This window comes from Parachlamydiales bacterium (genome assembly GCA_041671045.1).
In the GTDB taxonomy this organism is placed as follows: domain Bacteria; phylum Chlamydiota; class Chlamydiia; order Chlamydiales; family JABDDJ01; genus JABDDJ01.
The window spans coordinates 279,647-304,159 of the sequence record JBAZCF010000001.1 but is presented as its reverse complement, the minus strand read 5'-3'; the positions used below and the strand labels follow the sequence as shown (position 1 = coordinate 304,159).

Genomic DNA, 24,513 nt, shown 5'->3' with positions numbered 1-24,513 from the left:
AAATTTACGATGTCCTAAGTTAGAAAGGGAAAATTTCAGCTTAAATAGCATGCCTTTTCTTTGAAAAAGATTTACAAGCTATATCGAAAATACCTTTTATGTTAGGATAAAGAAATATCTTATGAGTAAGAACAGATTATTGCTGTAAGATTTTTTTAAATTGTACTAAGGAGAATATTTTGGCTAAGTCAAGAGGTAAAGTTAAGTTTTTTAATACACAAAAAGGCTTCGGTTTCATTACACCAGACAACGGTGGAAAAGACCTTTTTGTACATGCTAACAACATCAACGGCGATCCAGAGTCAATACGCGAAGGTCAAACTGTTGAGTACGTTGAAGGCCAAGGACGCAAAGGTCCTGAAGCTACGGATGTAACACTTCTTTAGTTCTTAAAGAGGATTAATTAATAATCCTCCTTAGAGATATAGATAAAAACATTTTAAGCCTATATCAGTGGGCTCATTGTGTTTTACACCCTACGTTGGGGGATTTTCCCCCTTTTCTGATTACCAAAGGGCCCTCGGCCCTCTGGACTTTCTTATAGGACTAGATCCCCCCTTCTCAAGTTCATCTGCATATTCAAAGCTATGTACACAGTACATCCCTGCTTTAGATGTTTTTAAGTCATTATTAATGATTGACTTTACAACAACAGCCTAGCTATAAATTTTTTATTATCATGCTTTTGCAAGGGATCTTCATGAAGAAAAACAAAGGGTGTTATACAAAATTTAGAGCCCTGCATCCATTCCCCCATTACATGATATTACTCCTAGTCATGCTGACAGCCTACTTAGGACAGGGATTTGCAAATTCAGCTTACGTAATAAATAGTAATGATAATACCGTTACAGTGATCGACACAGAAAGCAACCTTGTTCTCACCACTATTACAGTAGGCAATACTCCAAATGGAATTGCCATCACCCCCGATGGGCGGTATGCCTATGTAACTAACTACGGCGGTAATAGTATCTCAGTGATTGACACTACCAATTACGCTATTGCCACGACGATCAGCGTGGGTTTTTCAGGGCCTCTTGGCGTAGCCTTCACACCTGATGGCCTCTATGCTTATGTTGCAAACAATGGCATCGATACAGTGTCTGTGGTGGATACTACAAGCAATACAGTCATCTCAACGATCACTGTAGGGGTCTGGCCTGTGGGAATAGTACTGACCCCTGACGGAAGGTACGCATATGTTACCAACAATAATCAAAACACGACTTCGGTCATTGATACGACAAATAATACTGTCGTAGCGACCATTCCGGTCGACAATGGTCCTTTTGGGATCGCCATGGCTTCTAATGGAAGTTTTGTGTATTTGACCAATCTATTTAGCGATAATATCTCCGAGATCAATACGGCGACAAACAATGTAGAGACTTCAATTCCTGTGGGTTCAACCCCCAGATACCTTGCTATCACTCCGGACGGAAATTACATTTACGTGGCAAACAGCAACAATAACAACGTTTCTGTCATAGCCACAGGAAGTAATACGCTTATTATGACCATTCTTGTCGGAAATGCTCCCTTCGGAGTAGCCATTACACCCAATGGAGAATTTGCCTATGTTAACAATAATGCAGATAACACTGTTTCAGTCATCCACACGAGTACTAACACCGTTATTGCCACAGTTCCGGTCGGGAGCCAACCACAAAGCATTGCGATTACACCCCCGCCACGTCCTAGTCCGCCACAAAACCTAGCCGGTACACAAGTAAAAAACAGATTTTTAACACAAACTGACCTAGTCAATCTCCTGAGTTGGTCGCAAAGCCCGGGTATTGCAGTCGTAAACTATAATATCTTTCGTGATGGTGTACTGATAAGTAATATATTATCGACAGCTCCTTTAGTGTATCAGGATCACCATCGCAAAAAGGGCAAGCGCTATACCTATAAGATTAAGGCTGTAGATGTGGATGGATTACAAAGCGATCCTGTCACTATTATTCTGCCATAAACTCAGAATGGTTTATTGAAAAAGAATTGAGAAAATATCTAACTCTGCTCACCATCTATTAAATCAATTATAGATTCATTTTATTATTTATAAAATATATGGTTATACGCTATAGTTGATGTAATTATTTTTATAAAGTTGGATATAATTAAATGTTTTGGACGCTAAACGATACGACAAATCATAAGTTAGTTCAAGATGGAGCTAGGATTAAATTTGCAGACCTACCTATCGAAGAAGCGCGCCCTGAAAAACCCGGTTTTAAATCCTATAGTTTCGTTGTGGGATTCTTCTTTTGGATATTCTGTTATTCTACACGTTTGGAATCAAAACCCACCAACGGCGAAACAGTTATATACTATGTTAAGAGCCTAAGTTATCAACGTTGGCTTGCAAGAGAAAATTCACGCTATAATATCCATCCTCCCGTCTTCTCTATTGAGGCTCTTATCGAAAATGTAAAAAAAGATATCGAAGATCGAAGTCAAAAAGAAACTTCTAGTTTTTCTGAACAAGAATCAGCTGAAAGACCCGGCAAGAACGAAGTTGAAGTTCAAGAGAAAGATTCTGACACAAATACAAGCTCTGATATTGATTCAGATACTGATTCAGATGAAGAAAGTGAAGCCGAAGATAAAAGCCTCCTTAAGCCTACAACAACAAATAATACTCCCAAAGAGGAAAAAACTGCTGAACTGGATCTTGATGCATATTTTGGTTTAGATAATGCCAGATGGAAGAAAGACACTGAAACGGCAGTGAAATACATCTTTCACCAAAATAATATCTCACGTGATACTAAGAAACTAGATATCGAATATAATTTTTCTTGGAATAAAGTTCCTGCTACTGAACCCGAAGCGATCGCCTTTGCAAAAGAGTTTACCAATTTAGAAAAAATAATTCTTCCTTCAAAATTCACCTCAAGAACATCCTATGGCGACCTTTCTCCCTCCCGTCTTATTGAGCTTTTGGTTGAATATATCCACCCTAAGCCCACACTCGTTATTGAAAAAATTCCCGATCAAGCTTGTTTAGATGCGATTTTACTCCTTTGTGAAAATGAAAATATCTTTCCACATTTAACCTTTAAAGGAGGCTTCTACTCCTATGAGCAAAGCCTTTTGGCAGAAATTATTGCTTTGTGGTTAAAAGTGGGACCTTTTGAAGAAAGCTTCACTTCAACTATTTGTGATTTGTTAAATAAGAATGGTCTCCCTGACCCTGCCTTTGAAGCGAAACTTACCACTGCATTGGGAACTATAGGAATAAAAAAACTCATTACTCTTACTCAGCAAAATTATAATTTTACTCATTCTATACTCCCAAATGCACCCCCATGGTTTCTTAAAATCGCTCTTCCCGAATTATCTAAATCTGAAATGGAAGACTTCATCAACTATAAGGATTACTCCACCTCCTCCTATGGAAATCTTCGTCTGGAAAAATTGCGAGAGGCTTTTATTCTATTATTTGATCTAGGTAAAGAATGCGGAGGGTTCGATAGATTTGTTCACTGTCTGAGCCACTATTATCATATTGAAAAGCTCATAGCAATACTTGATCCGTCCCATCGTAAGATATTCTTACCGATATTCGTTGATGATGGAAGAATCAACTACGATCGCTTTAGAAAACTATTTGAATCAGACGACATTCTAGAATTGGAAAGTCAAAAAGAGGCAAGATATATTCAAAAAGTACATGAAGAGCTAAATTCTACACTCAATGAAAACGACTCCCTCACCATTACCCAAGGACTTGAAACACTTAGAAAAGCAAAAAACTGGTATAGCAACATTGGCGCTGTTTTTTTAGAAAAAAATATCTATCTTACCTTTACAGAAAGTGAAAATTTCCAAAGATCAACCTTCTCAAACACCCGAGATCTTGTTGCTTTGGACGCTTTCAAGCTTATTTTTAAGAAAGATGGTATATCAAATTATATACGGACAATAGCACTACTAAGTGAAGCACTAAAAATCTGCTATGAAGAGAACCAACCGGGCAATCTTCTGGTCATTGGAATCTCAAATGGTATAAAAAATAGGCATATTTCCTTACTCGTCTCTCTTTTTGCTGAGATAGCAGAGCCTTTAGTGGTGAAATTTATTGAACAACTATTAGCAAATAATCACCCTAAACAAGTCCAATTAGCTTTCAGAACAATTTTTTCTCTTCCAAAAATAGAGCAAAGAAACTCCCTTTTGCTCTTAACTCTTCCTTTGATTCACTCCAAGGAGCAGCTAGAATGGGTAATCGCGGTTTGTCCTAAGGATGCATTCGATAATAAAGATATGAAAGAGCTCTTATTAAAAGGAATAACTTCCGAATCATTACCTATGGATGTTGTTGAATCTATTGTTAACGCAACTGACATGCCCCCTAGTGTTTTGACTAGCAAAGCAGAGAAATTAAAAAGGTCGTTTGAATTAGAAGTTGCATTTTTGCAAGAAGCCGCTAGTCTATCGGACAAAAAATATCAAAAAATGCTTACAAATATCATCCTTGATAAACATGATATTATCAAGAAAGTTCAAAAGGCACTTTTCTATGACTTGTCTAATCCGTTGCTTATCGAATTACTCAAAAACCTAAATGACCTTTCCTCAGAAATTGAACGTCTCAGAATTGAGCGTTTTCTCTCGGTATGTCAAAAAGAATTGGAAGAAATCTCGAATAAAGTCAAAGAGTATGAACAAGACTGCTCACTAAATTTCGGTGCAGTTTTTGATTCATTAGTCTCTATGAACTCTACACTGAATGATTTCTGGATGCGGCTTCCAGAAAAATCTCAAGATGAAAATGTTCAAATGTTCTTCATGGATGTTGCTGACATGAAAACCCGCTTAGATGAGGTTATTTTTCAGCGAGGTTATGACTATGCAGAGAAGGCTAAAGAAAAGATTTCTAAAATTGCTGCCGATGCAAAAGGCGCTTTGAAAAAATTTGCTGGGGATGCTAAACAGCCGAGGAATGTCAAGGTCGCTGAAATTGAAGGCAACGATCAAGCCCTTGTGAGTATGGATAAAGGAAACATCTATAAACAGGCCTATTTTCAACTTTCATTAATGGATAGCATACTTGAACAAGCGGAATGCTTTTTAGAATATCGAACACCTATACAGCTGAAGTTATTATTCACTGCTTTTAGAAATGCCAGATCTCTGCTCTATAAAACTGATCAAGCTTTAAGAAAGCTGTTCTTTAAGAATGGCATTGTGAAGGAATCGGAGGTGTTTAACAATGGTACTAATGGCTGGATTGACGCCTTCCTACTAAAAGAGAACTTCGATTTCAAACGATTTAAAGCGGCTCCCGGTAGCGACAACCTTGCTGAAATTTGCAAACGTCTTGAAAATGCAAAGGAAAGTAGTAATATTGCTCTATTGTTTAATATGGAAAAGTTGCCTGACCAGAAATCAGATTTTATAAAAGGAACCAAACAAACAATATGTTTGGCACACCCTGACAAGAATTCGGAATGTGAATGGGCAGAACCTGTATTTAAGCTCTTAATGGATTTTAAAACTGCTATTATTGATTCCGTTTATGATATTCATGAGGCAGCAAACAAATAAAATGTGTATAATGCCCTCGTCTAGTCGAGGGATGGGAAATCGGCGACAAGTCGCCGCATTCCTATACTAGGGCAAGGTTAGCATATCATAGCCATATCTAGGAGGCTTTTTTAGCATTGAGAAGTATTGAGGACTTAAAAGTAAAGGTGTGCTGAGTACCCAGAAGATCATTCCAAGTTTTAGCTATTTTCTGGATTTCTTTATTTGCATTATTAATACTTTCTTCAACAGTACGAAATTTTTCGTATCTTTTTTTAAGTTCATCTACAAAAGTTTGCGCATCGTCAGTACTCAATAAATACTGCTGTAAATAATTTAATTGTCCATATTGAGGGATAAAGGAAAAAGCATCGAACTCTGTATCAATAATATATAATCCATCCCATCCTATGATAATGTTTTGACCAAGCTTTTTACCAATAGTTAAATCCTTATATCCAGTAGCTTCAAGTAAAATACTCAATTCTAGAATCTCTTCTAAAGAGGGGCATCGGTTAACTGCAATAACGGTTTTAGCATATACAGTTATATGGGGAGCGCCAACATGACCATTGGAAAATGCTTTAATTTCTATATCACTAGAGTTGTCAAGAACAGCAAATTTATTAGGGACTTTAACTTTTGTTAAGCCCAGGGCTTTAATTGTTCTCTCCAAATAATCCCTTCCCAAAATACGGCCGAGATTTCTTCCCTTATCAAAACAGTTTAAGGAAAGGGCTTTGAACTCCTTTTTAGTTAATAATCTACCCTGCTCTCTTAGGGTTTGCAGAAATTGCAGAGTGACTTCTTTTCTTTTTGCAACGCTCATTGTAGGCAAAATAAGCATAGGCCTGCTTTGTATGGGATTCCCTTCCACAACCGCGGGGAGTTCGACAGCCTGTTCCCAAACTCTATTTTCAATACCTTCAATCATTTCTATGAACGATAAGAGCTGATATCTATTTGCCATTTTAATAACGGAAATTTGTTCTTTGGGAGCAAGGGTGCAAAACCGATCGAGCATTTCTTCTGCAAAGTCTTGTGTATGAAGGAGGTCATACATTAATTTCGCTTTCGGCGAAAAAGCAGTAGTATTAAATTCAAAAGAAGTCGAAGCAGGGCTTTTATTTTTTACCAGTATTCGGAAAATGACTTCTTCTTGGTTGATCAGGAAGTCCGGGTTCATTTCAAAAAGCTGTTTTAATCCGGAAATACAATAGGTTTTATTTTCACTCCAATATTGGACTAAGGCGAGTTCTCTAACCCAATAATGAAAAAACGGCTCTTCCTTTCTTTTTTCTATTTTACCTCTGACAGTAAAGTCAGGAGTAATTGCAAGCTTTTGCGATTTATTCAAAATAAATATAGTTTCTTGAACAGAATAATTAAAAATAGGAGGCACTGGATTACGTGCAGAAGTTTGGAAAAGTAATGGTATAAGCGTTTTTAAATCTTCATCTAGAATTAACTTTTCGGGATAGAGTGTTTCTCTTAAAAGCCTACCTTGATCCAAGTGCTCCATAAAAAGGTTTTTTATTGTATAAGAGGTATCCTCAACACATTCAATGGTAAAGTTTCCCGGTTTACTTAATATCTTCAATATAAGCCGTTTTTTTGTGCCATCTTCCTGAAGCACGGGGGCTATGGTAACATCACTATCCTTAAATTGAATTTCTGCTTCACTTAAAACAAATAAGGTTTTTCCCTGCACGGTTTTTGTACCATACCAAAATTGGAGGGCGCCATAACTTCTAAACTCACCTTTTTCTATATCACCGTTAGGAAACGTTCGAATGCCGTTCCAACTATTATCCTCTCTTTTTGTAAATTCAATAGTTACTCCATTTTCATATATCCATGTATTATTATAAGCGGATCCAGGCACATTCATGAGTTTCTCTTTTACTTTTGGACTAAGGCATAGCTGTCTATTATAGCCTGTTGCAACATCGAAATCTTTCTCTAGAAGTTTTCTAAATCTACTGTTCCATTGATAATTATCCGTGTATCGGATTTTTTCCCCATTTACAACCTTCTCTGCAATTCTGATATTCACTGATGTATGAGGTGTATGAACGCGTCCTTTAAGATATTGGATAAACTTTTCTTGTTGTTCTAAATTTTCGACTTTCCAAATGGGATTTTCTTTATCATAGTGTTCCATATCTATTTCATAGGATTCAAAAGGATGTGGGGTCTTCTCTGCTACGCATTCCATCGTTTTGCTTGAGCGTTCTAAAACTCGGTAGGATATTACACCGTCTTTTTCCGTTGTTTTTTGTGTTAGATACTCATTCTCATTTGAAAAGGTTGTGGGTAGGTAAAGGGGAAAAACATGAACGATTCTTCCATCAGCATGCGTTCTAGTCCCCTTGCCAAAACTCCAATAATCAATTTCGTAACTTTTAGTAAAGTAACCTACTTCAATCGTCCCATCAGAATATTTTCTTTCGGCCGCTGTAAAACTGTGGTCATCTCGAGTAGTGGATAAGACTGTGCCATCTATAAAAGTGAGAGTTTTTTTATCTTCTTCCTCTTTAATTTCTGCAACTTTTGGAAAAACCTCGAAAGTTGAAAACCTTTTATTTAAATCAAAAAATTCCTTAAAAACACTTGCTATCTCTTCTGTGACTGTATAAGAGAATTTAACCTCTATTTTAGTGTGTTTTGTGTAAACCAGTGCTCTTAGTCGTTCTATGAGTTCATTTTGCTTTTCTTTAGTATCGATAGAGTATTTTTCGTTCTCAATGGTGGCTACGTAAGAATTAAAAGAGTTTTTTTCAGTAGTCGATAGAGTGAAGGTTTGTGAAGATGCCTTTACTACCGGAGAATGTGCTGTTGCGGACGACTTATTACTATTTTTTTCTAAATTATCCTGAGAATCTGTTTTTGCTGAGTTTGAAATCCCAAGAATATCCATAGCTTTAATGTGGGTGATTTCTGCGATGGGGCAAACAACATCAACTGTAAACTGTCTTTGAAATAGATTACACACAAGGGGTTTTGCAAAATACCAGGCCAGTCCAAATGTACCGATAATAGCAAGCGTGGCTAAAAATCCTCTTATTAGAAATGCGCTGTTTGAATATGAATACTTCATTCTTGAGATGAAGTTATAGGAATTGCCGGCATATGTAACTATTTTGCCTGATTCTAAATACGGATTATCCTCGGTATCCTCTGTGTATCCCTCGTTGCGTAAATCCTGTAATGTTTCATCAACTTTATTTGGATCAGCAATTTTAAACATACTAACTCACTTGCGAAATTAAAATTAAGTAACAATATAACTTAAATTAAATTTAAAGACAGTTAATATTAAACATAAAAAACTATCACATAAATAAATAAATAATAGGTGCTATATTCATCAAAGTCTATGTTAGCAAGTAAAACGCGCTTTGATGGCTTCCAGATTCATTTCATTCAGATTGTTAAAATCAAAGAAATAGCCTAACTGCCAAGCCTGTGTTTTTCTGGCCTTGTTATTATCTGCAAAATCCCAGGAGGGATAAACGCGCATTGCTCTTTTCCCGCCTACACCATTTGTGGATAGAATTCCTTTTTCCACAAGAACGGTTTTAGGAAAGATAAATTGGCCAAAATGCTGCTCTGTACGTACGGTGATGATGAATAAGTCGACAGGATCGGAAAGATCAAATGGCATTATAGGACCTGTCCCTTCACGTTTCCATAATGTAACAAACTGACCTACCTTTATAGGGGTGATTTTTGCTTTTCGGTATTTGATCTGTTTACTGTCTATCTCAAACTCAGCGGCGCCATATTCTTGGCTCTCAAATTCGCACCGATAATGCTTAATATGTAAACCAAGGGGTTCATAAACAGCTTTTTGGGCTTCTAGTAGGTCCTTGTCTTTATTCATAACTATTTTCCCCTATCAAATTCCTTGTGATTATACCTTAAATTAATAAAAAGAGAAATGTGAGGAAACACGCCATTAAATTCATATTTTGGATGATTTTTAAAGCCTATCGAATTTTATTGAATACTTAAGGAATATATATAAAGGCTTAATAACATAATAAGAGGCTAAAACAATGTCTAAGAATAATTTTAAAGCCCCTTTTAACTTGCCCTTATACTTAAGTAATCCTATCATGAGCTTACAGACATGCGAAAGTGGTGGGATAGATTAAGTGAAACGAAGACCACACTTTAAGAATGATCTTCAGCAAGCTTATCCAATTCATCACACTTTACAGTCTGTCTTAAACAAACAAAAGGAGCTATTATGCGGAAACATTTTTTATCACAAGTTAAAAATGCAGTATGGGGCTCTCTTTTATTAGCTTCTTTGTGCACCCTTCCATTACAGGCAGCTGATTCCCCTAAGGAGAAGCTGACTGAATGGATTAGTTCCTATCCATGGATCGGATTGGTAGCTAAAGACGTATCTTACGGCCCCATTACCCTAAGAGATCTTAACCTTGCCAACAAAGGCCGTCTGGTCATTGTGAAGCCGGGTGAACATATTCATGGTACAGTAAAATATAAAATTGACTCTGATCGATTAGAGTCATGGAATATGTACCATGTGATTTTAGGGATCAAAGGGCAGGAAGCACAAAGTTGTATCACTCACTCCGTAGGGGTATGGGATAAAAAAGGTAAGGCAAATTTCACTTTGGTAGCGCCTATGGAAAAAGGTGTATATGAAGTTAGATTTGATCTAGAAGAGGCAATAGTGTGCAGTGATGCTATGAAGGAATGGAGAGATGATAATCCCTCTTCCAGAGCCACTGTAGGGGTTATTATTGTTGAATAACCATTACTACTAATGTCTAAATGCTAGGAGCTGAAGAACAGCTCCTAGCGGTAATATCCAAAGTCTTCTCTCTTTTCATATTCCCAATCTTTCATACAAAAGCTGTTGCTTGTCATTAGTGGACGGTAATATCATATTCTAAATGTTTAAAGGTACATAGAATATGAAGTATCCACGATCCCTCCTGGGCAATTGCGAGACGCAACTCATACGATTTTTCACTATCTTCCTATTGTTTTTCGTTTCTACGTCTTATGCAAGCAATGATCAAAAGCCTGCGATCATCTATTTTAAAGGGACTTGCAGCGCAGGAAAATCTACTCTCATAGATTCTCTTAGTCTGCAGTGGAAGGATCTGGAAATTGTAGATGAAGATGTTATCGTCATTAGAGAATTTCCAAGAGCTGTGGAAAAACGATTTCCTGAGGAATACGCCTGCCTAGTAAAGGCTATTGCTAAAGATAACCTTTATCATGCCTTGCGCACAAAACATGTTCTTTTTAAGAAGACAGCAACACTAGAAGAATGCGAAAAAGCTCAAGCTGTCTTAAAAACGATAAAAGATGAGTTAAACCAAACTGAAAACATCCAATGGAAGAATGAAGTCAATGAGGGTATACGATGCGAAATGGTGGAGCTAATTCAAAAAGCACTAGGAGAAGGGAATTTTGTGCTTCTAGACTCATGGTACTATTCAGCGGAACAGGTTCAAGAGATCTTTCCTGACGTTTCTGTCATCAAAGTAATGTTGTACTGTGATTTTCCTGTTGCCTACCAGAGACTGCTTAAAAGAAACCGTGATGCTTTCATCCATGAAAATCTTAGAGAAAAGCGCTTCGTCAGCAATTTAATAATCAGTTTTTGTTCTATCTATAAAATTGATGATAGTTCTTGTGATCCAATACAAGAAGTTAGCATAGCTGCATTAGAAGAATCTTTTAGCATGGCTGCAAATACTCTAAGTATGCTTCCAGATTATAAAACTCAGATATTCAATTATGGTGAACTTTCACGCCCTCAATTTGAAGAATACCAAGACCGGTTATTGCAAGATTGTAGGGACAAAACAAAAACCTACTATATTTCCCCTAGAATCCCGCAAGACCTTATTATTGATAATACCTCAGGCGATACGCAAAAGGCGATTGGAGCTTTGGACGAGATGTTCCACTTTATGGAATCGACAAAATAACACTTAGTTTTTGTTTGAATTTTCCAATATTCCAACAAGCGCACTTGGGCTTTGAATACCTAACGACTGTCTAATTCTTAAGGCAGCTTTATTACAAGCTGCCTTTGCGTCTTCCCCTCCTTGATTACATGCGACAAGAATGGCTACATCCTTCTTTGGCGCTATCCATGCGATTGCAAACCAATACGTATTGCTGCCTGCATGTGTGAGGACTTTCCCTTGTGCCCAGCGTGGATGGCTTACACCCCATCCCATAGCATAGGCTGGAGGTGGATTAGACACCGGCTGCTGCAACTTGTCAAACAGCGCTTGAGTTATTAGGCTAGGATTGCCCCGAGCTGCACGTAAATGGAGCATTGCATATTTAGCCCAATCTAATATGGATACATGCACTGTTCCTGCTGGCCCCATCATCTCCGGATTATCAGAAAGGCCCACCGGTTTGCCTTCAGCAGTGTGGCCGACAGGTTGTGTAAACAATCCATTGCCTGGAGCTTGAAATCCTGCGCTTTGCATCCCTAACGGGAAGAAAAGCTGAGTTCGCATAATTTGTTCCCAGGGCTCTCCTGTGACTTTTTCAGCCATATGTCCGGCGATAACATATCCCATGTTAGAATAATGGTATTCACCTGGATTTCCGACAGGAGCCTTATTTAAGGCTTGTTTCATCCCCATTTGACGGGCTTTGACCAGATTATTGCCTGCCTCAGTTTGTATTTGACGGAAGGGAAGATTTGGAACAATGCCCCCTCGGTGTGTTAAAAGCTGCTGCAAATCCAGATTGTTATAGCGGGGGTCTATGTTCCCCTGCAGAGCAGGAAAAAGATCAACGACCTTTGTATTCCAATTTATAAGCCCTCTCTCTACTAATCTTGCAATGACTGTAGCTGTCATAGATTTAGTATCGGAACCAAGGTGGAACTGATCTTCAATGGTAACTTTATTGGGATAATTGCGGGAGCGAACACCTGCGACTCCTGCGGCGATCAGCTTATCACTAGAGACTACAGCTGCTGCCATTCCGGGAATTTTATATTCCTCGATAAGGGATTGAAGAATAGGAGAGATATTTTTTACATTTGGAGAGAGGAGTAACGGAGGAAGAGCATAAAGGGAAAGCAGATTGACTAGACTCAAACAGCCAAAAACAAAAATAGTCCGTAAAAGTTGACTCATCCAAGCACCCCTTCCTAACAATAGATGTATTTTTCAGCCTAACAGTTCACTATTAAAATAATAATTAATTATAGTGATCCTAATAATACAATACATAGTCCTATGTATTTTTTAGGAGCAGGAATGACGAAAGGGACTTTAAACAAATTATTGCTCGTTGATGATGATGAAGACATTCAAGAAATTGCAAAACTCTCGTTAGAATCGATCGGAGGGTTTTATGGTCTTGATTAAACTCAAGAATTGCCTCAAATCTCTCATTGCTGGATTTAGCATAACCAAGCGATGCCTCGAGCTGCGCAAGTTGAATCTGCAGATCTACTTTACAGGCAAGCACACTGATTTTTTCCAAAAAGCATAGGGTCACCTCACTAGGACAAAGTTAAGCACCATGGCCGTTAGCGGGTAAAGGGACATCGAAGGAAGTGATTATTCCTGCGATCATTCTATAGAAACCTACAAGGACAACCAATTCTAATAAGCCCTTCACACCTACAAGAGTAATAATCTTATTTTGTATGGCTTCGGGAATATTCTCCAACTTAGCAGTATGCAATACCGCCAAAGATAGCGTTAGATAGGGCTCCGGCAATTCTTTATCGTTCTTTATCGCATCAATAATAGCAGTATCTAAACCTGCTTGTACAGCCGGTTCCAAGTGTTTGATCCACTCATATCCTATTTTCAGGTGATGTGCTGAAAATAATATGATGAATTCTCGATATTTCCCCTCTAAAGTGGAATTAAACCGAAGGTAAGTCCCCAGATCCGATACATGCTTTGTTAGTTCCGGATGATTTAACAGGGTACGGTACATTCCATCAAGGCTTCCTCTTTTAGCTAGAAGCTCATTAAATAATGCAAGGTCATCCCCCTGCAATTGAGATACTGGATCTGGTAAGCGGCTCATCAGTCTTGGTAACTCCATGTTTTTGCTGCTTCAGTAAAAGGCTCTACAGGAGTAGAAAATCCTTTTCCGCATTTTATATCTAAAAGATAAGTAGCGTTGGATGAAAAAGCACGTTTAAAAGCATCTTTCAAGGTATTGGGATCTTTCACTGTTTCGCTTTGAGCACCTAAGGCTCTCGCAAAGCCTGCCCAGTCATGGTCGGGTAAAGAGGTAAGCTCCATCGCTGTTTTTCCTTCCTTCTCCGCACGTAGATAAACATTTCCTAATGCGCTGTTATTTATAACCACATACACTAATGGAATTTTATATCTTGCTGCTGTTTGAATCTCCATTCCATGCATAAGCATACAGCCATCTCCTGTCACTACACAGCAAGGTTTTTGAGGGACGGCTAATTTTACACCAATTCCTGCAGGTATTGCCCAGCCCATTGGTCCTAAATTAGTTGCAGAAATATATTCTCCGGCATGGTACGCCTCCCAATAATGCCCGCAAAAAGCCCTATGCGCGCCACTATCCACCAATAGAACTGTGTCTTTCGGCGCTACTTGGCGCAAGTCATGGACAACCCTAGCAGGGTGTATAGGCGCTGCCATAGAAAACTGGTTTTCACTATCATATAATCGTGGAGCCGATTTAATCTTTTCAACCCACTCTTTTCGTGCAGGGACAGGCTTTAGATTTTTTGAGCTGACATACTCCAGGAATGTTTGGCAATCGCCCTGAACATTTAAGTTATGGGCATATTGGCTAGAACTCGCTTCTAAATTCAGGTTTACTTGGATAAAACGTATTGAAGGGCTCAATTGCTTGGTCCAATCCATTGAATCGCGTTGATTTAAGCCGGATCCCAATACAATCAAAACCTCAAGGTTCTCGTGCATCAATGCTTGGGTTGCATGTGCCGTTCCGGCATATCCAAAAACACCTAAAGATAGAGGGTGGTCTTCAGGCAAGACTCCCTTGGCGCGCAATGTGGTTGCAACCGGGATTTCCAAAGCTTCGCTTAATCGGCGTAATGCTAAAGCGCCTTCGGGAGTATCTACCCCATTTCCTGCTAAGATAACTACTTTAGTATTTTTAAAATCTTCCAAACAAGTCTCAGCAGCTGATGCATCTAGAACTTTAGAGCTATAGTATGCAGGCCCTAAAGGCTTTAATTCTATATTACCTATATCGGTCTCTTGGATATCTTTCGGTATGCAAATGTGTACAGGCGAACGTATAGGGGTCAGCATTGTCTGTAAGCTATGCTGAAAATGATGATGAAATAGGTTGGCGTGTGCAATGATGACAGAAGATTTGGTACTTGATTTCAATATATCAAAATCATCCAAAGAGATAAGACTGGCATCCTGGAACATCCCTAGGCCTTCAGCAAAAGTAGGGACTTCACCGCTAAGTATTAAGAGGGGGCTTTCATCGCTTTTAGCGGCGAGTATGGGGGTCATCGTGTTGGTTACCCCTGGACCGCCAATACAGAGACATACACCAAACTTATTACTTGCCCTAGCATACCCATCCGCCATATACGCTGCACCCCCTTCTTGCGCTGCTACGATAGGGGTAATGTCGATCCCGCTATCAAACGCTGTAAGGAAAGGGTCTATTAGCCCTCCCGGTACCATGAAAATGTGTCTAATACCTTCCAGGCTCAACATATTAAGGAGTACTTCTTTGATTTTCATTCCATCCTCCCAATTACGTTGAATAAGTTATTTATACTGCGCTTTGGCTCGATTCCAATAGTTGATTAGAACTTCAAACGGCTGATCTTGTAAATTATCATAGCCGTCATCTTTTGCAAGCTTTAGTACAGTCCGGAAACGGTCTTGGAATTTATCTGCACTTTTAAGCAAGGTCTCTTGAAGGTCAAGGCCACAAAAAATGGCCACACTCATCGAAGCTAGAAGCAAATCACCGATTTCTGATTTTAGGCTTTCCTTATCATTATTATTCCAAGCTTCTTGTACTTCACGGCATTCACTTTGGACTTGCGAGAGGATCTGGTTGATATTTTTCCAATAAAAGCCATACTCTTTAGCTTCGTTTTCATCCTTCTCAAGACGCTTAAATACATCTTCTTGACTTACAAAGTTTCCATCATTGCCGCTCATACCGTACCTTCTTATTTTTACCCTTATGAGACGAAAATATCATATAAGGATGAATTCTCAAATTCAAAATCACTTTCTCGTCCAAAGATTCATCATTTTAATAGGGGTAGGAGGGATTGAGAAGAAACACTGGGGGAGGCAATCCTCAAGCAGGCCAAGGCATTGCATCTCCCAATAACTAATCTCTAATAACTTAAGGAATTATTTCTTGTGTAAGTTCACCTTTAACAAATTTTTCAAAAAGATATGTTGTTTTTTCAGAGAAAAGACCGCTTAAATGCATTCCATCCACAGTATAGCAATATTCATGCGGCCGTACTGCCATGCATACATAGGGTGCACACCAATCTTCTTCAGGTACAATTTGAACAATTTTACGCTCAGTAAGATTCAGAATTCTAGGATAAATCCCTTCAAAAATTGCACTTAAAGGAGGGGTAAAATTAGTTGCTTCCGGAACTACACGTAATGGTCCAGCAATACAAAAGGTTTCAAGAATTTTAGGTGGAAGATCGGAGTGAAATTGCCTCTCTGCTAAAAGCATAGCCCCTTTCGAATGGCCCACACCTCTAAAACCGCCAAAAATACCCTTTTTGTCAGTGATCATTTGTTCAATCATACTCATAATGGCATCAGCTAAAATGCCTTGCTCAGCGAATTCTTCATCCTTATGGATTGTAGGAATATACACAGAATAAACCAAAGCCTTACTTTTCAGAGCGACTTTAATAAGATTTAGGAATGGATCTGGCCTGCTATGGTCTCCATGAAAAAAGAGAAAAGGATTATAAGTAACGTTCTCTTCAATATTTATATGTCCATGCAAGTGTACTTCCGCATGTATCTGTATTTTTCCTAGCGTGATTGGAAAAGGAATGGTTGTTATTTCATCATTAAACTTTCTTATCTGCCACTCTATTGCAGACGGTATAACATGCCTTATAACAGCAAATGCCTCGACAGACAAAATGTAAAGGACACTCATAATTTTATTACCGGCAGATGCTGCGTGTGTAGCTACTGCACCGGGAAAAGCTAGGGTAATTTCAAGAGAACTCATTATTATTCTTCCTGTACTACAACTATGGGTAGATATGTTAAATTGTTATTTTGTGCCATTGCTTGGGCTATTTCATCGGGTAATCTTTCACCAACATTCATGCCGCCCCCCTAATTTATGCCTTAATCATTAATTTATGGGCAGGGTGCGATAAATGTATAATTGTTTTCTAATGCCCAAGATGTTTCTTTTTTCTTTTTTGCTGCTTTAATTCAAACTGATCGTCTTTATAGGCTTGTTTTTCAGTACTAGTTTTAACTTTCTTTTCTTTCTTCTTTTTTTCTAACTCTTCACGCAAGTAATCCTCAGCATAAGAGGAAGGACGCGCAGTCTCTTTCATCCTTTCCATCTCACGGCGCACTTCTCTTTGGACCCTTTTAGGGTTCATGCGCTGAATTTGTAATTTAACTTCTCTCAGCTCACCAAAGTTAAGCGTATGATAGTGTTTAAGGACGAACTCATAAATTTCTGGATCGGTGGGTTCATTGCCGAAGATATGGCGTGCGATGGCATATCCCTCTTTGTCTGTGCGTTCGAATGTGCCTATCCAGAATTGTTTTTCGAAATAGATTGTTGCTTTTATATTAGCCATTATTTTTTACAAAGCTGCCTTAATTTTTCCTATCACATAGTAATGTCTTTAGTAGATTATATACAGCTCAATTATTAAAAATATTAAAATGAATTCTACTCAAAACAACAACTATGAGTTGATTTTATATAAAAGTCTTGCTATAATAACATTATGAAAAAAATATTCTATCTTCTTATTGCTTTAGTTTTTATTTCAGCTCTCTCTGCTAAAATCACCTCATCTTCCATTGAATATGATGTTGAGTTGCAGGCAAATGCAAATACTTCCTTTGACATATTGGTAGACCAATTCAGAATCAAGGGTGGCACTTTCATTGTCATGGAAGAAGGAGTAGAGCCTTTTGCCTTGAATAAAAATGATATCGTATTTCCCTCTTGCTCAGGCGGAAATAACCGCTCTCAGACTGTTTGGGGCATATTAAGGCCATTCGCAGATAAAATCCGTTTAAGGCCTCCGCACGCCACGTCGTATGGTTTTGACCCCTATCAAGGCAAATCCAACTGGCTTGCTATCAAAGAACCGCAATCCAATGATAAGTTTCAAGTTTGGGCAGGAGTTCCTAAGTCCACTAAGTTAGGATGGGACCTTTTTGCTGTTTGGCTGGACAATGAAACGCCTTCCGAAGCAGATCTTAAAAAGATGCTCGACTATTACTCAAATGTTTACTTCAATCCTGCTATTCCTGAAGGTACTAGAAGGGTCTATATCACTTTCACAAAAAATGCTCATATACACTTATTTCGTTTAAATCAGACAAATGACTCTTTAGATAATGTTGTTCTTTTGTTGTTCCCTTTGCAGGATCTAATCAAGCACCCACCTATGACTTGGAATACAGCACCGGGCAGTGTGAAGACCTACAGAGAGTTGAGCAAGCTGATCAGCAAGCATTTAGATTTTTCAAATTTAGAAAAATAAGATTTAGTACTCACCTTAAAGCTTTTACAGCAGCAATCTACACATCATTCCTTTTAAAATATGCTATTGAATACTGCATTCCCCTTTGTCTTCCGAGCTATCTGATTCCACTTCAGAGTCCTCGTATAAATCCAAATTTTCATCTGTATTTGAACCTTCTGACTCATCCATTGAATCCCAGCCTTCATCCTCTTCTGAATCGTCTGATTCCAATCCATATTTCACCTTTAAATTTCCTAAAACATCATACAAATCAAAATCCATATTTTCCAAATCATCCTTATTTAAATTGTTTTGAATAAACTCACTTACCTTAGCCGCTGCAAGCTTGTGATAATCGGGGGAGGTTTTGGCTGCATTACAAAACTCCCGTACAGTTGTGGTCTCTGTTAAGCAATCCATAGGGCGTACATCTGATAAAATTTCTAGCGCATCTTGCAAGTAACGGTTTTCTGTAATCGCATAAGGCAAGTATTTGTGAATTAACTCATGAATATTCTTAGCGCGTCGTATTTTCTTATTTGAGATAGGTAAATCTGTAATAAGCCACAAATGATAGATCTTGTTTACGGTTGCTCTTGTAAACTCGTAAACTTTGCATTCCGGTCTTATATGATTTTGAGATATAAAGAAACTCTCCTGCTCCAAGGGTAATTCTGCACATTCTACTACTAATCCCTTGTCAGGTCTATTTCCAACGTGAAATGTGATTTCTAAGTTATTTATATTTTCTGCTGTAATATTGTTTTGCATGAAGGTGGATATTTTATCTGCAAGATGCTTATGATTTTCAGAGAATGTCGTCAAATCACAAATCTCTCCTAAAGTTGTGATATCAGATAAACAGTCGATCGGCCGAACTTCAGATAGGATTTTAAGAGCTTTTTGTAAATGTAGCCCCTCTATACTGGCATAGGGGATGCATGCTTCAATAACTTCATAAATATTTTTAGAGTGGAGTAAAGTATCGCTTGTAATAGGAAAATCCGTAATAAGCCACAACTGATAAACTTTGAATTTTGTGGCTCTTGTAAACTCGTACACCCTGCAACTTTGTCTAATATCCCCCTCAGATAGAATGAAACTTTCCTGAAGCCTTAAGTTAGTGGACATTTGCTTTGACAGCCGTGATTGATCCTTTGAGTAAACAATATGGGATCTTGAGCATGTCTCAGTCTTCTGTTCTTGAGTTGTTCGGAGAGCTATCTTTTTTGAGGATATGTCCCTTTGCATGGGGTTGTCATGAAAACATGCCTGTTTGTAATGTTGTTTAAGATGGGTTTTCATGAATAAATCTCCAAGCTAATTTGTTATTTTGCTCAAACCGATGAAATCGCGCATAATTTTAGGAAATGGTATTATTTTAAAACAATATACCCCAAATAAAATCAAATAGGCGTTTAAGATGGACGATTCTGCATTGAGGGATGCTGTAGAGAAACTAGGAATAAACAATATTCAAAAGCATATTTTCCTATGCTGTGATCAAACTAAGCCTAAATGTTGTAACTATGAAGAAGGATTGATCTCATGGGACTACCTTAAGGATAGATTGAAGGAATTAGGTTTAAGTGGCTCTGGAAGTATCTTCAGGTCCAAGGTAAACTGTCTTAGAGTATGTACACAGGGTCCTATTGCTGTTGTCTATCCTGAAGGCGTTTGGTATCATTCCTGTACGCCTGCAGTATTAGAACGTATTATACAAGAGCATCTCATTGGCGGCATTCCTGTGCAAGAGTATGTTTTTGCAGCAGTATTTGCAAGATGAGTTGCATGCTAGGCTAGTCTTGTCCTTCGCCCTTGCAGTCCATAGATTCCAATATAATGCTAGAAAAAGATGTTTTCAACCGCAAGGACTAGTCGAAGCACCCTATACTAGGTTCATCAAGTTTTTTTAAGGAGAAACATTTCACGTGTGATGTGCTTCATGCCTTTTTTCAAGGGAATAAACAATGGCTGCATTAATGGCGCATGAGGATCTACAGCATAATGAGAGAAATCTGTTTTACCTACTTTCCGCAAAACTTCCTCGTCGGTAAAGAAATGTCCCGTCCACTCTTGTTTAGTTTTGCGGACAATTTCATAGGCTGCATCGCCCATGATCGAAGGCCATCGACTTGCAGTATAGACTTCCGGAATACAGTGATCTTTTATCGTTTGTGTGGCAATTGTTGTTTGAGGCCATAGGGAATTAACCGCAATCCCATAGGGAAGAAATTCTGCAGACATCCCCAAGGTACACATGCTCATCGAGTATTTTGCTATAGAGAAAGCTAAGTGGTCTTTGAACCACTGAGACTCCATATTTAATGGAGGGGAAATATTAATAATATGCGGATTGTCCGAGTTCTTTAGAGAGGGAATACAGGCCTGGGAGAGAAAGATAGCAGCTCTGACGCTCGTCGAGATGACAGAATCAAACTGCGCAGGAGTTGTGTTGAGGGTGTCTGAGAATATTGTGGCGCTTGTATTGTTTATCAATACATCTAAGCTTCCAAAATGAGAGACGGCCTCACTTGAAATTTCCTGAAACTGCTTAACATCGCTCACATCTACTGCATACGAGAGAGCACGTCCTCCAGTTGTTTTAATCTGATCTACAGCCTTTGCAATTACACTGGATGCATCTTTTGATATAATAACTATATTCCAGCCTTCCTGTGCAAAACGTAAAGCAATAGCAAGCCCTATGCCCTGGCTTGATCCAGTAATCATCACTGTTTTATTTTTCATTTCCAGTCCCTTGAGCGCTGCCTAAAGAATATTATAAAAATAGACTGCTATCAAGGCTAAAAAAGCTGGCAGAGCTTGGATATAGAGAATGGAACTTTTTGCTGTCAATGCGCCATAGATGCCTGCAGCTACTATACTTATTAGTAAATAGGTGCGTAAGGCAGCTTGGAAATGTGGATCCGGAATAAAAAAACTCCAGACAAGTCCTGCAGCAAGTATTCCATTATAAAACCCTTGGTTTTTTGCCCAAACTGCTGTTTGTGCAGCTGCATCTGCTGTCATTCCAAAGGTACGTCTGCCGTAAGGGGTCTGCCAGAGGAACATCTCCAAGATAAGAAATAGAAAGTGTAGTATAGCAACCAGAGCGACAAGGACTTCTGTGAGATAGTGCATAAAATCTTTTCCTAAATTCAAGTGTATGAAGAGGTGCAGGTTAGATTTCTGCACCCCGTATTTTCATTACTTTTTCAAGGTTGCTATATCGATGACAAATCTGTATTTCACATCGCTTTTAAGCATTCTTTCATAGGCTTCATTGATCTTATCAATGGGTATGATCTCAATATCGGAGGTGATCTTATGTTTTGCGCAGAAATCCAGCATTTCTTGCGTTTCTTTGATTCCGCCAATGAGAGAACCTGCAATTTCTCTTCTTCTAAAGATGAGGTTCCCCACGTTAGGTGAAGGGTGAGGGCTTCCCGGTAAACCCACAAGACAAAGGGTCCCATCGCGCTTTAAAAGTTCCACAAAAGCATCTAAATTATGCGGCGCTGCTACAGTATTAAGTATGAAATCAAAACTATTGAGATGTTTTTTCATTTCTTCGGCATTTTTAGAGATGACCACTTCGTCAGCACCTAGACGCTTGGCATCCTCTTGCTTCCCTGGGGAAGTAGTAAAAAGAACGACATACGCACCCATTGCATGGGCTAACTTAAGGCCCATATGTCCTAAGCCCCCCAAGCCGACAATCCCTACTTTCGATCCCTTGCCGACTTTCCAATGCTTCAAAGGGGAATAAGTAGTAATTCCTGCGCAAAGGAGCGGTGCGACACCGGGTAGGTCCGACGCTTTGAATTCTTTAGGTACTTGCAACACAAACTCTTCATTTACAACGACCAGTGTTGAATAACCCCCATAGACTATATTCCCTTCTTTATCTTTACTGTTATATGTTCCTGTAAAGCCTTCATTGCAGTACTGCTCAAACCCTTCTTTACAATTGGAACACTTATGACAGGAATCGACCATGCACCCTACGGCAACGATCTCCCCTTCTTTAAATTTTTTGACATCTTTTCCGACCTTTGTCACACGACCTACAATTTCATGTCCGGGGACTACTGGATACATCGTATTATTCCACTCATTCCGTGCAAAGTGGATGTCTGTGTGACAAACACCGCAAAATAATATCTCGATTTCAACATCCTGTGGTCCGGGATCTTTTCTATCAAAATTAAAATTAGATAATGGAGAAGTAGCAGACTGCGCTGCATATCCAACGATTGTTTTAGGCATAAAGACCTCCGAATTTGACTGATGCTTATGCGCATCATGATAAAATCCGGCAAAGACATCAATAAATTTATTTAATTATTTAAGTGATTATTTCTAACAACCCTACCTATTAATTAAAATTCGATCTTTTTTTTTAAAAAAACATTAACATTAATTCATTATAATAAAGCAAAAAAATATCCAGATAAATCATTGAAATTTATTGTCTTGCGCTAAAACGTTAAAATTTTTATTTTAAAATTTTCCCAACAAGGAGTTCAGAAAATGGATATCATTAATTTGATTATTAGCTTGATCAGCGGTGTTGCAGGCGGTAACCTTGCAGGCGCAGGCCTAAAAGAAAAGAATTTAGGCGCGATCGGAAATACCATCACCGGTCTTTTAGGTGGTGCAGGCGGTAACTATCTATTACAAATTTTAGATATTTTCAATAAAGTAGGCGCAACAGGCGCTGTAGGCGCTGCTCCAGCAACCGGCACAGAATTTGATATCGGACATCTTCTAGCAAACATTGCAACTAGCGGTGTGGGCGGAGCTGCGTTATCTGCTATTGTTGCCTATGTCAAGAGCGCTTTGAATAAAGCATAAGCAAGTTCTAGGCTTAATGGACGAAACTCTCGTCCATTAAGTCTAATTTTCTTCTATTACATTACAGCTGCAGCTAAGGCAGCAAGTTCAGATCTTTCTGTTTTTTCTAAGAAGATGTGCCCAAAAAGCGCATGGTCTTTAAATTTGCCTATCGTATAGGTCAATCCATTAGAGTCTTTATCTAAATAAGGGTTATCAATTTGCGTGGCATCGCCTGTCAAAATGACTTTTGTTCCTTCGCCTGCCCGTGAAATGATCGTCTTCACTTCATGCGGAGTCAAGTTTTGCGCTTCGTCTACAATAATATACATTTTTGGCAATGAACGGCCTCTAATATACGTGACCGCTTCCATTTCAATTTTCTCGCTGCTCGTGACCCAACGTAAGGTCTCACTTGGTTCTTGACTCGTGGAGTCGCACAAGAACTCTAAGTTATCATAGATAGGCTGCATCCAAGGGGTAAGCTTTTCCTCTTTAGTTCCGGGAAGATAACCGATATCCCGTCCTAGTGGCATAATGGGTCTGCTAACCAATATGCGTGTATAGATCCCCTCATCAAAAACTTTATGCAACGCTACCGCTAATGCAATAAGTGTTTTACCGGTACCTGCAGGACCCATCATCGTTACCAATTTGATATCGTCGCGCAGTAATATGTCCATTGCGATCTTCTGCTCTACATTGCGCGGCTTGATTCCCCACAAGGGTCTAGTTTGCAGCAGAGGTTCTATCTTGTTGGACTTTGAATTATACTTGGCAACAGCAGAGGTATTTTCCGGGGAGGTTAAGATGCAGTATTCATTAGGAGAAAAGTCTGATTCCGGCGGTGTTAAAGAGGAGTCTTTGTAAAAAAGGTCAATATCATGTTTAGGGACATTGATCTTTCTTATCCCCTTATAAATTGCTTCATAAGCGAATTTTAGATTCTCATAATCTTGAGCCATCAGGCCGATAGCTTCGGCTTTGATACGTGCAGCGAAATCTTTTGAGACGAAGACGACCCTCTCCCCTTTTTCGTGGAGTTCATAAGCGGCTAAGATGATCTTATTATCATTAATAGCGGGCGACAGCTGCGGGTATTCATGGTGCGCTTCCATTTTTATACGAATCAGGGAGTTATTGGGTAAACGCACTCCCGTATGCAAGTTGCCTGTTCCTAGGGTTTGCAAAGAATCTAAAAATCGGAAAACTGCCCGCGCATTTCGCCCTAATTCATTAGGAGAGCGTTTAAGTTTATCGAGTTCTTCGAGAACCGTGACAGGGATCACGATTTGGTGACGTGGAAACTTGGTAATTGATTCGGGATCATGCAATAGAACGTTGGTATCGAGTACAAATGTTTTCATTGAGCAAATTTCCTTTATGATAAATCCAGC

The 24,513-nt window shown here is 38.8% G+C and carries 21 protein-coding genes; 8 read left to right on the top strand and 13 right to left on the bottom strand.

Annotated features, from left to right (window positions below; translation table 11 throughout):
- Positions 1-179 precede the first annotated feature (179 nt).
- The 3 genes from WC222_01340 (at position 180) to WC222_01330 (ending at position 5,559) form a co-directional block, all read left to right on the top strand.
- Positions 180-386 carry a cold shock domain-containing protein gene (locus tag WC222_01340; GenBank protein ID MFA6915016.1) on the top strand — a complete coding sequence of 69 codons (207 nt, stop codon included), beginning with the start codon at positions 180-182 and terminating at the stop codon, positions 384-386.
- Between the two features lie 314 nt (positions 387-700).
- Positions 701-1,978: a beta-propeller fold lactonase family protein gene (locus tag WC222_01335; protein ID MFA6915015.1), complete on the top strand. Its 1,278-nt coding sequence runs from the start codon at positions 701-703 to the stop codon at positions 1,976-1,978.
- Between the two features lie 152 nt (positions 1,979-2,130).
- Complete coding sequence (locus WC222_01330) at positions 2,131-5,559, top strand: hypothetical protein (protein ID MFA6915014.1); 3,429 nt, start codon at positions 2,131-2,133, stop codon at positions 5,557-5,559.
- Positions 5,560-5,656: 97 nt separating this feature from the next.
- On the opposite strand, the gene WC222_01325 is transcribed toward WC222_01330, so the two are convergent.
- Entirely contained in the window at positions 5,657-8,788 is a 3,132-nt protein-coding gene (locus tag WC222_01325) for a hypothetical protein (GenBank protein ID MFA6915013.1), read from the bottom strand.
- A gap of 132 nt (positions 8,789-8,920) precedes the next feature.
- Positions 8,921-9,424 (bottom strand): MepB family protein, encoded by a 504-nt coding sequence (locus WC222_01320; GenBank protein MFA6915012.1) that lies wholly within the window; start codon positions 9,422-9,424, stop codon positions 8,921-8,923.
- Between the two features lie 369 nt (positions 9,425-9,793).
- Between WC222_01320 and WC222_01315 the strand changes: the two genes are divergently transcribed.
- Entirely contained in the window at positions 9,794-10,327 is a 534-nt protein-coding gene (locus WC222_01315; protein ID MFA6915011.1) for a hypothetical protein, read from the top strand.
- 163 nt (positions 10,328-10,490) lie between these two features.
- Positions 10,491-11,519 (top strand): hypothetical protein, encoded by a 1,029-nt coding sequence (locus WC222_01310; GenBank protein MFA6915010.1) that lies wholly within the window; start codon positions 10,491-10,493, stop codon positions 11,517-11,519.
- Between the two features lie 3 nt (positions 11,520-11,522).
- On the opposite strand, the gene WC222_01305 is transcribed toward WC222_01310, so the two are convergent.
- From WC222_01305 to WC222_01280, 6 genes are all read right to left on the bottom strand, one after another.
- Positions 11,523-12,695, bottom strand: a complete 1,173-nt coding sequence (locus WC222_01305) for a serine hydrolase domain-containing protein (protein ID MFA6915009.1) — start codon at positions 12,693-12,695, stop codon at positions 11,523-11,525.
- Positions 12,696-13,077: 382 nt separating this feature from the next.
- Positions 13,078-13,605, bottom strand: coding sequence for a hypothetical protein (locus tag WC222_01300; protein ID MFA6915008.1), 528 nt, complete (start codon positions 13,603-13,605; stop codon positions 13,078-13,080).
- On the bottom strand, positions 13,605-15,293 hold the full coding sequence (locus tag WC222_01295) for a thiamine pyrophosphate-binding protein (GenBank protein ID MFA6915007.1): 1,689 nt from the start codon (positions 15,291-15,293) through the stop codon (positions 13,605-13,607). The genes WC222_01300 and WC222_01295 overlap by 1 nt, the downstream gene beginning before the upstream one ends.
- Positions 15,294-15,320: 27 nt before the next feature.
- Positions 15,321-15,722 (bottom strand): MazG nucleotide pyrophosphohydrolase domain-containing protein, encoded by a 402-nt coding sequence (locus tag WC222_01290; protein ID MFA6915006.1) that lies wholly within the window; start codon positions 15,720-15,722, stop codon positions 15,321-15,323.
- A 193-nt stretch (positions 15,723-15,915) separates the two neighbouring features.
- Positions 15,916-16,782, bottom strand: coding sequence for a hypothetical protein (locus WC222_01285; protein MFA6915005.1), 867 nt, complete (start codon positions 16,780-16,782; stop codon positions 15,916-15,918).
- 169 nt (positions 16,783-16,951) lie between these two features.
- Positions 16,952-17,374 carry a YjdF family protein gene (locus tag WC222_01280; protein MFA6915004.1) on the bottom strand — a complete coding sequence of 141 codons (423 nt, stop codon included), beginning with the start codon at positions 17,372-17,374 and terminating at the stop codon, positions 16,952-16,954.
- Positions 17,375-17,527: 153 nt separating this feature from the next.
- Here WC222_01280 and WC222_01275 point away from each other — a divergent pair, with 153 nt between their 5' ends.
- Positions 17,528-18,295 (top strand): hypothetical protein, encoded by a 768-nt coding sequence (locus tag WC222_01275; GenBank protein ID MFA6915003.1) that lies wholly within the window; start codon positions 17,528-17,530, stop codon positions 18,293-18,295.
- A gap of 63 nt (positions 18,296-18,358) precedes the next feature.
- Here WC222_01275 and WC222_01270 read toward each other — a convergent pair whose 3' ends face one another.
- On the bottom strand, positions 18,359-19,408 hold the full coding sequence (locus WC222_01270; protein ID MFA6915002.1) for a hypothetical protein: 1,050 nt from the start codon (positions 19,406-19,408) through the stop codon (positions 18,359-18,361).
- A gap of 292 nt (positions 19,409-19,700) precedes the next feature.
- Between WC222_01270 and WC222_01265 the strand changes: the two genes are divergently transcribed.
- The gene (locus WC222_01265; GenBank protein MFA6915001.1) at positions 19,701-20,063 is read left to right on the top strand and encodes a (2Fe-2S) ferredoxin domain-containing protein; all 363 of its coding nucleotides are present in this window, start codon (positions 19,701-19,703) and stop codon (positions 20,061-20,063) included.
- Between the two features lie 116 nt (positions 20,064-20,179).
- On the opposite strand, the gene WC222_01260 is transcribed toward WC222_01265, so the two are convergent.
- From WC222_01260 to WC222_01250, 3 genes are all read right to left on the bottom strand, one after another.
- Positions 20,180-21,028 carry an SDR family oxidoreductase gene (locus tag WC222_01260; GenBank protein ID MFA6915000.1) on the bottom strand — a complete coding sequence of 283 codons (849 nt, stop codon included), beginning with the start codon at positions 21,026-21,028 and terminating at the stop codon, positions 20,180-20,182.
- Between the two features lie 21 nt (positions 21,029-21,049).
- Entirely contained in the window at positions 21,050-21,421 is a 372-nt protein-coding gene (locus WC222_01255; protein MFA6914999.1) for a DUF1304 domain-containing protein, read from the bottom strand.
- 66 nt (positions 21,422-21,487) lie between these two features.
- On the bottom strand, positions 21,488-22,549 hold the full coding sequence (locus WC222_01250) for an NAD(P)-dependent alcohol dehydrogenase (GenBank protein ID MFA6914998.1): 1,062 nt from the start codon (positions 22,547-22,549) through the stop codon (positions 21,488-21,490).
- Between the two features lie 264 nt (positions 22,550-22,813).
- Here WC222_01250 and WC222_01245 point away from each other — a divergent pair, with 264 nt between their 5' ends.
- Complete coding sequence (locus WC222_01245; GenBank protein ID MFA6914997.1) at positions 22,814-23,137, top strand: hypothetical protein; 324 nt, start codon at positions 22,814-22,816, stop codon at positions 23,135-23,137.
- 56 nt (positions 23,138-23,193) lie between these two features.
- Here WC222_01245 and WC222_01240 read toward each other — a convergent pair whose 3' ends face one another.
- Positions 23,194-24,483 carry a PhoH family protein gene (locus WC222_01240; protein MFA6914996.1) on the bottom strand — a complete coding sequence of 430 codons (1,290 nt, stop codon included), beginning with the start codon at positions 24,481-24,483 and terminating at the stop codon, positions 23,194-23,196.
- Between the last annotated feature and the right edge of the window lie 30 nt (positions 24,484-24,513).

Excerpts from the sequence above, each read along its gene's own strand:
- WC222_01285 (MFA6915005.1), bottom strand. The coding sequence starts at position 16,782 with ATGAGTTCTCTTGAAATTACCCTAGCTTTTCCCGGTGCAGTAGCTACA.
- WC222_01310 (MFA6915010.1), top strand. The coding sequence starts at position 10,491 with ATGAAGTATCCACGATCCCTCCTGGGCAATTGCGAGACGCAACTCATA.
- WC222_01300 (MFA6915008.1), bottom strand. The coding sequence starts at position 13,605 with ATGAGCCGCTTACCAGATCCAGTATCTCAATTGCAGGGGGATGACCTT.
- WC222_01250 (MFA6914998.1), bottom strand. The coding sequence starts at position 22,549 with ATGCCTAAAACAATCGTTGGATATGCAGCGCAGTCTGCTACTTCTCCA.
- WC222_01290 (MFA6915006.1), bottom strand. The coding sequence starts at position 15,722 with ATGAGCGGCAATGATGGAAACTTTGTAAGTCAAGAAGATGTATTTAAG.
- WC222_01245 (MFA6914997.1), top strand. The coding sequence starts at position 22,814 with ATGGATATCATTAATTTGATTATTAGCTTGATCAGCGGTGTTGCAGGC.
- WC222_01335 (MFA6915015.1), top strand. The coding sequence starts at position 701 with ATGAAGAAAAACAAAGGGTGTTATACAAAATTTAGAGCCCTGCATCCA.
- WC222_01255 (MFA6914999.1), bottom strand. The coding sequence starts at position 21,421 with ATGCACTATCTCACAGAAGTCCTTGTCGCTCTGGTTGCTATACTACAC.
- WC222_01330 (MFA6915014.1), top strand. The coding sequence starts at position 2,131 with ATGTTTTGGACGCTAAACGATACGACAAATCATAAGTTAGTTCAAGAT.
- WC222_01270 (MFA6915002.1), bottom strand. The coding sequence starts at position 19,408 with ATGTCCACTAACTTAAGGCTTCAGGAAAGTTTCATTCTATCTGAGGGG.
- WC222_01260 (MFA6915000.1), bottom strand. The coding sequence starts at position 21,028 with ATGAAAAATAAAACAGTGATGATTACTGGATCAAGCCAGGGCATAGGG.
- WC222_01305 (MFA6915009.1), bottom strand. The coding sequence starts at position 12,695 with ATGAGTCAACTTTTACGGACTATTTTTGTTTTTGGCTGTTTGAGTCTA.
- WC222_01315 (MFA6915011.1), top strand. The coding sequence starts at position 9,794 with ATGCGGAAACATTTTTTATCACAAGTTAAAAATGCAGTATGGGGCTCT.
- WC222_01295 (MFA6915007.1), bottom strand. The coding sequence starts at position 15,293 with ATGAAAATCAAAGAAGTACTCCTTAATATGTTGAGCCTGGAAGGTATT.
- WC222_01280 (MFA6915004.1), bottom strand. The coding sequence starts at position 17,374 with ATGGCTAATATAAAAGCAACAATCTATTTCGAAAAACAATTCTGGATA.
- WC222_01275 (MFA6915003.1), top strand. The coding sequence starts at position 17,528 with ATGAAAAAAATATTCTATCTTCTTATTGCTTTAGTTTTTATTTCAGCT.
- WC222_01265 (MFA6915001.1), top strand. The coding sequence starts at position 19,701 with ATGGACGATTCTGCATTGAGGGATGCTGTAGAGAAACTAGGAATAAAC.
- WC222_01320 (MFA6915012.1), bottom strand. The coding sequence starts at position 9,424 with ATGAATAAAGACAAGGACCTACTAGAAGCCCAAAAAGCTGTTTATGAA.
- WC222_01325 (MFA6915013.1), bottom strand. The coding sequence starts at position 8,788 with ATGTTTAAAATTGCTGATCCAAATAAAGTTGATGAAACATTACAGGAT.
- WC222_01240 (MFA6914996.1), bottom strand. The coding sequence starts at position 24,483 with ATGAAAACATTTGTACTCGATACCAACGTTCTATTGCATGATCCCGAA.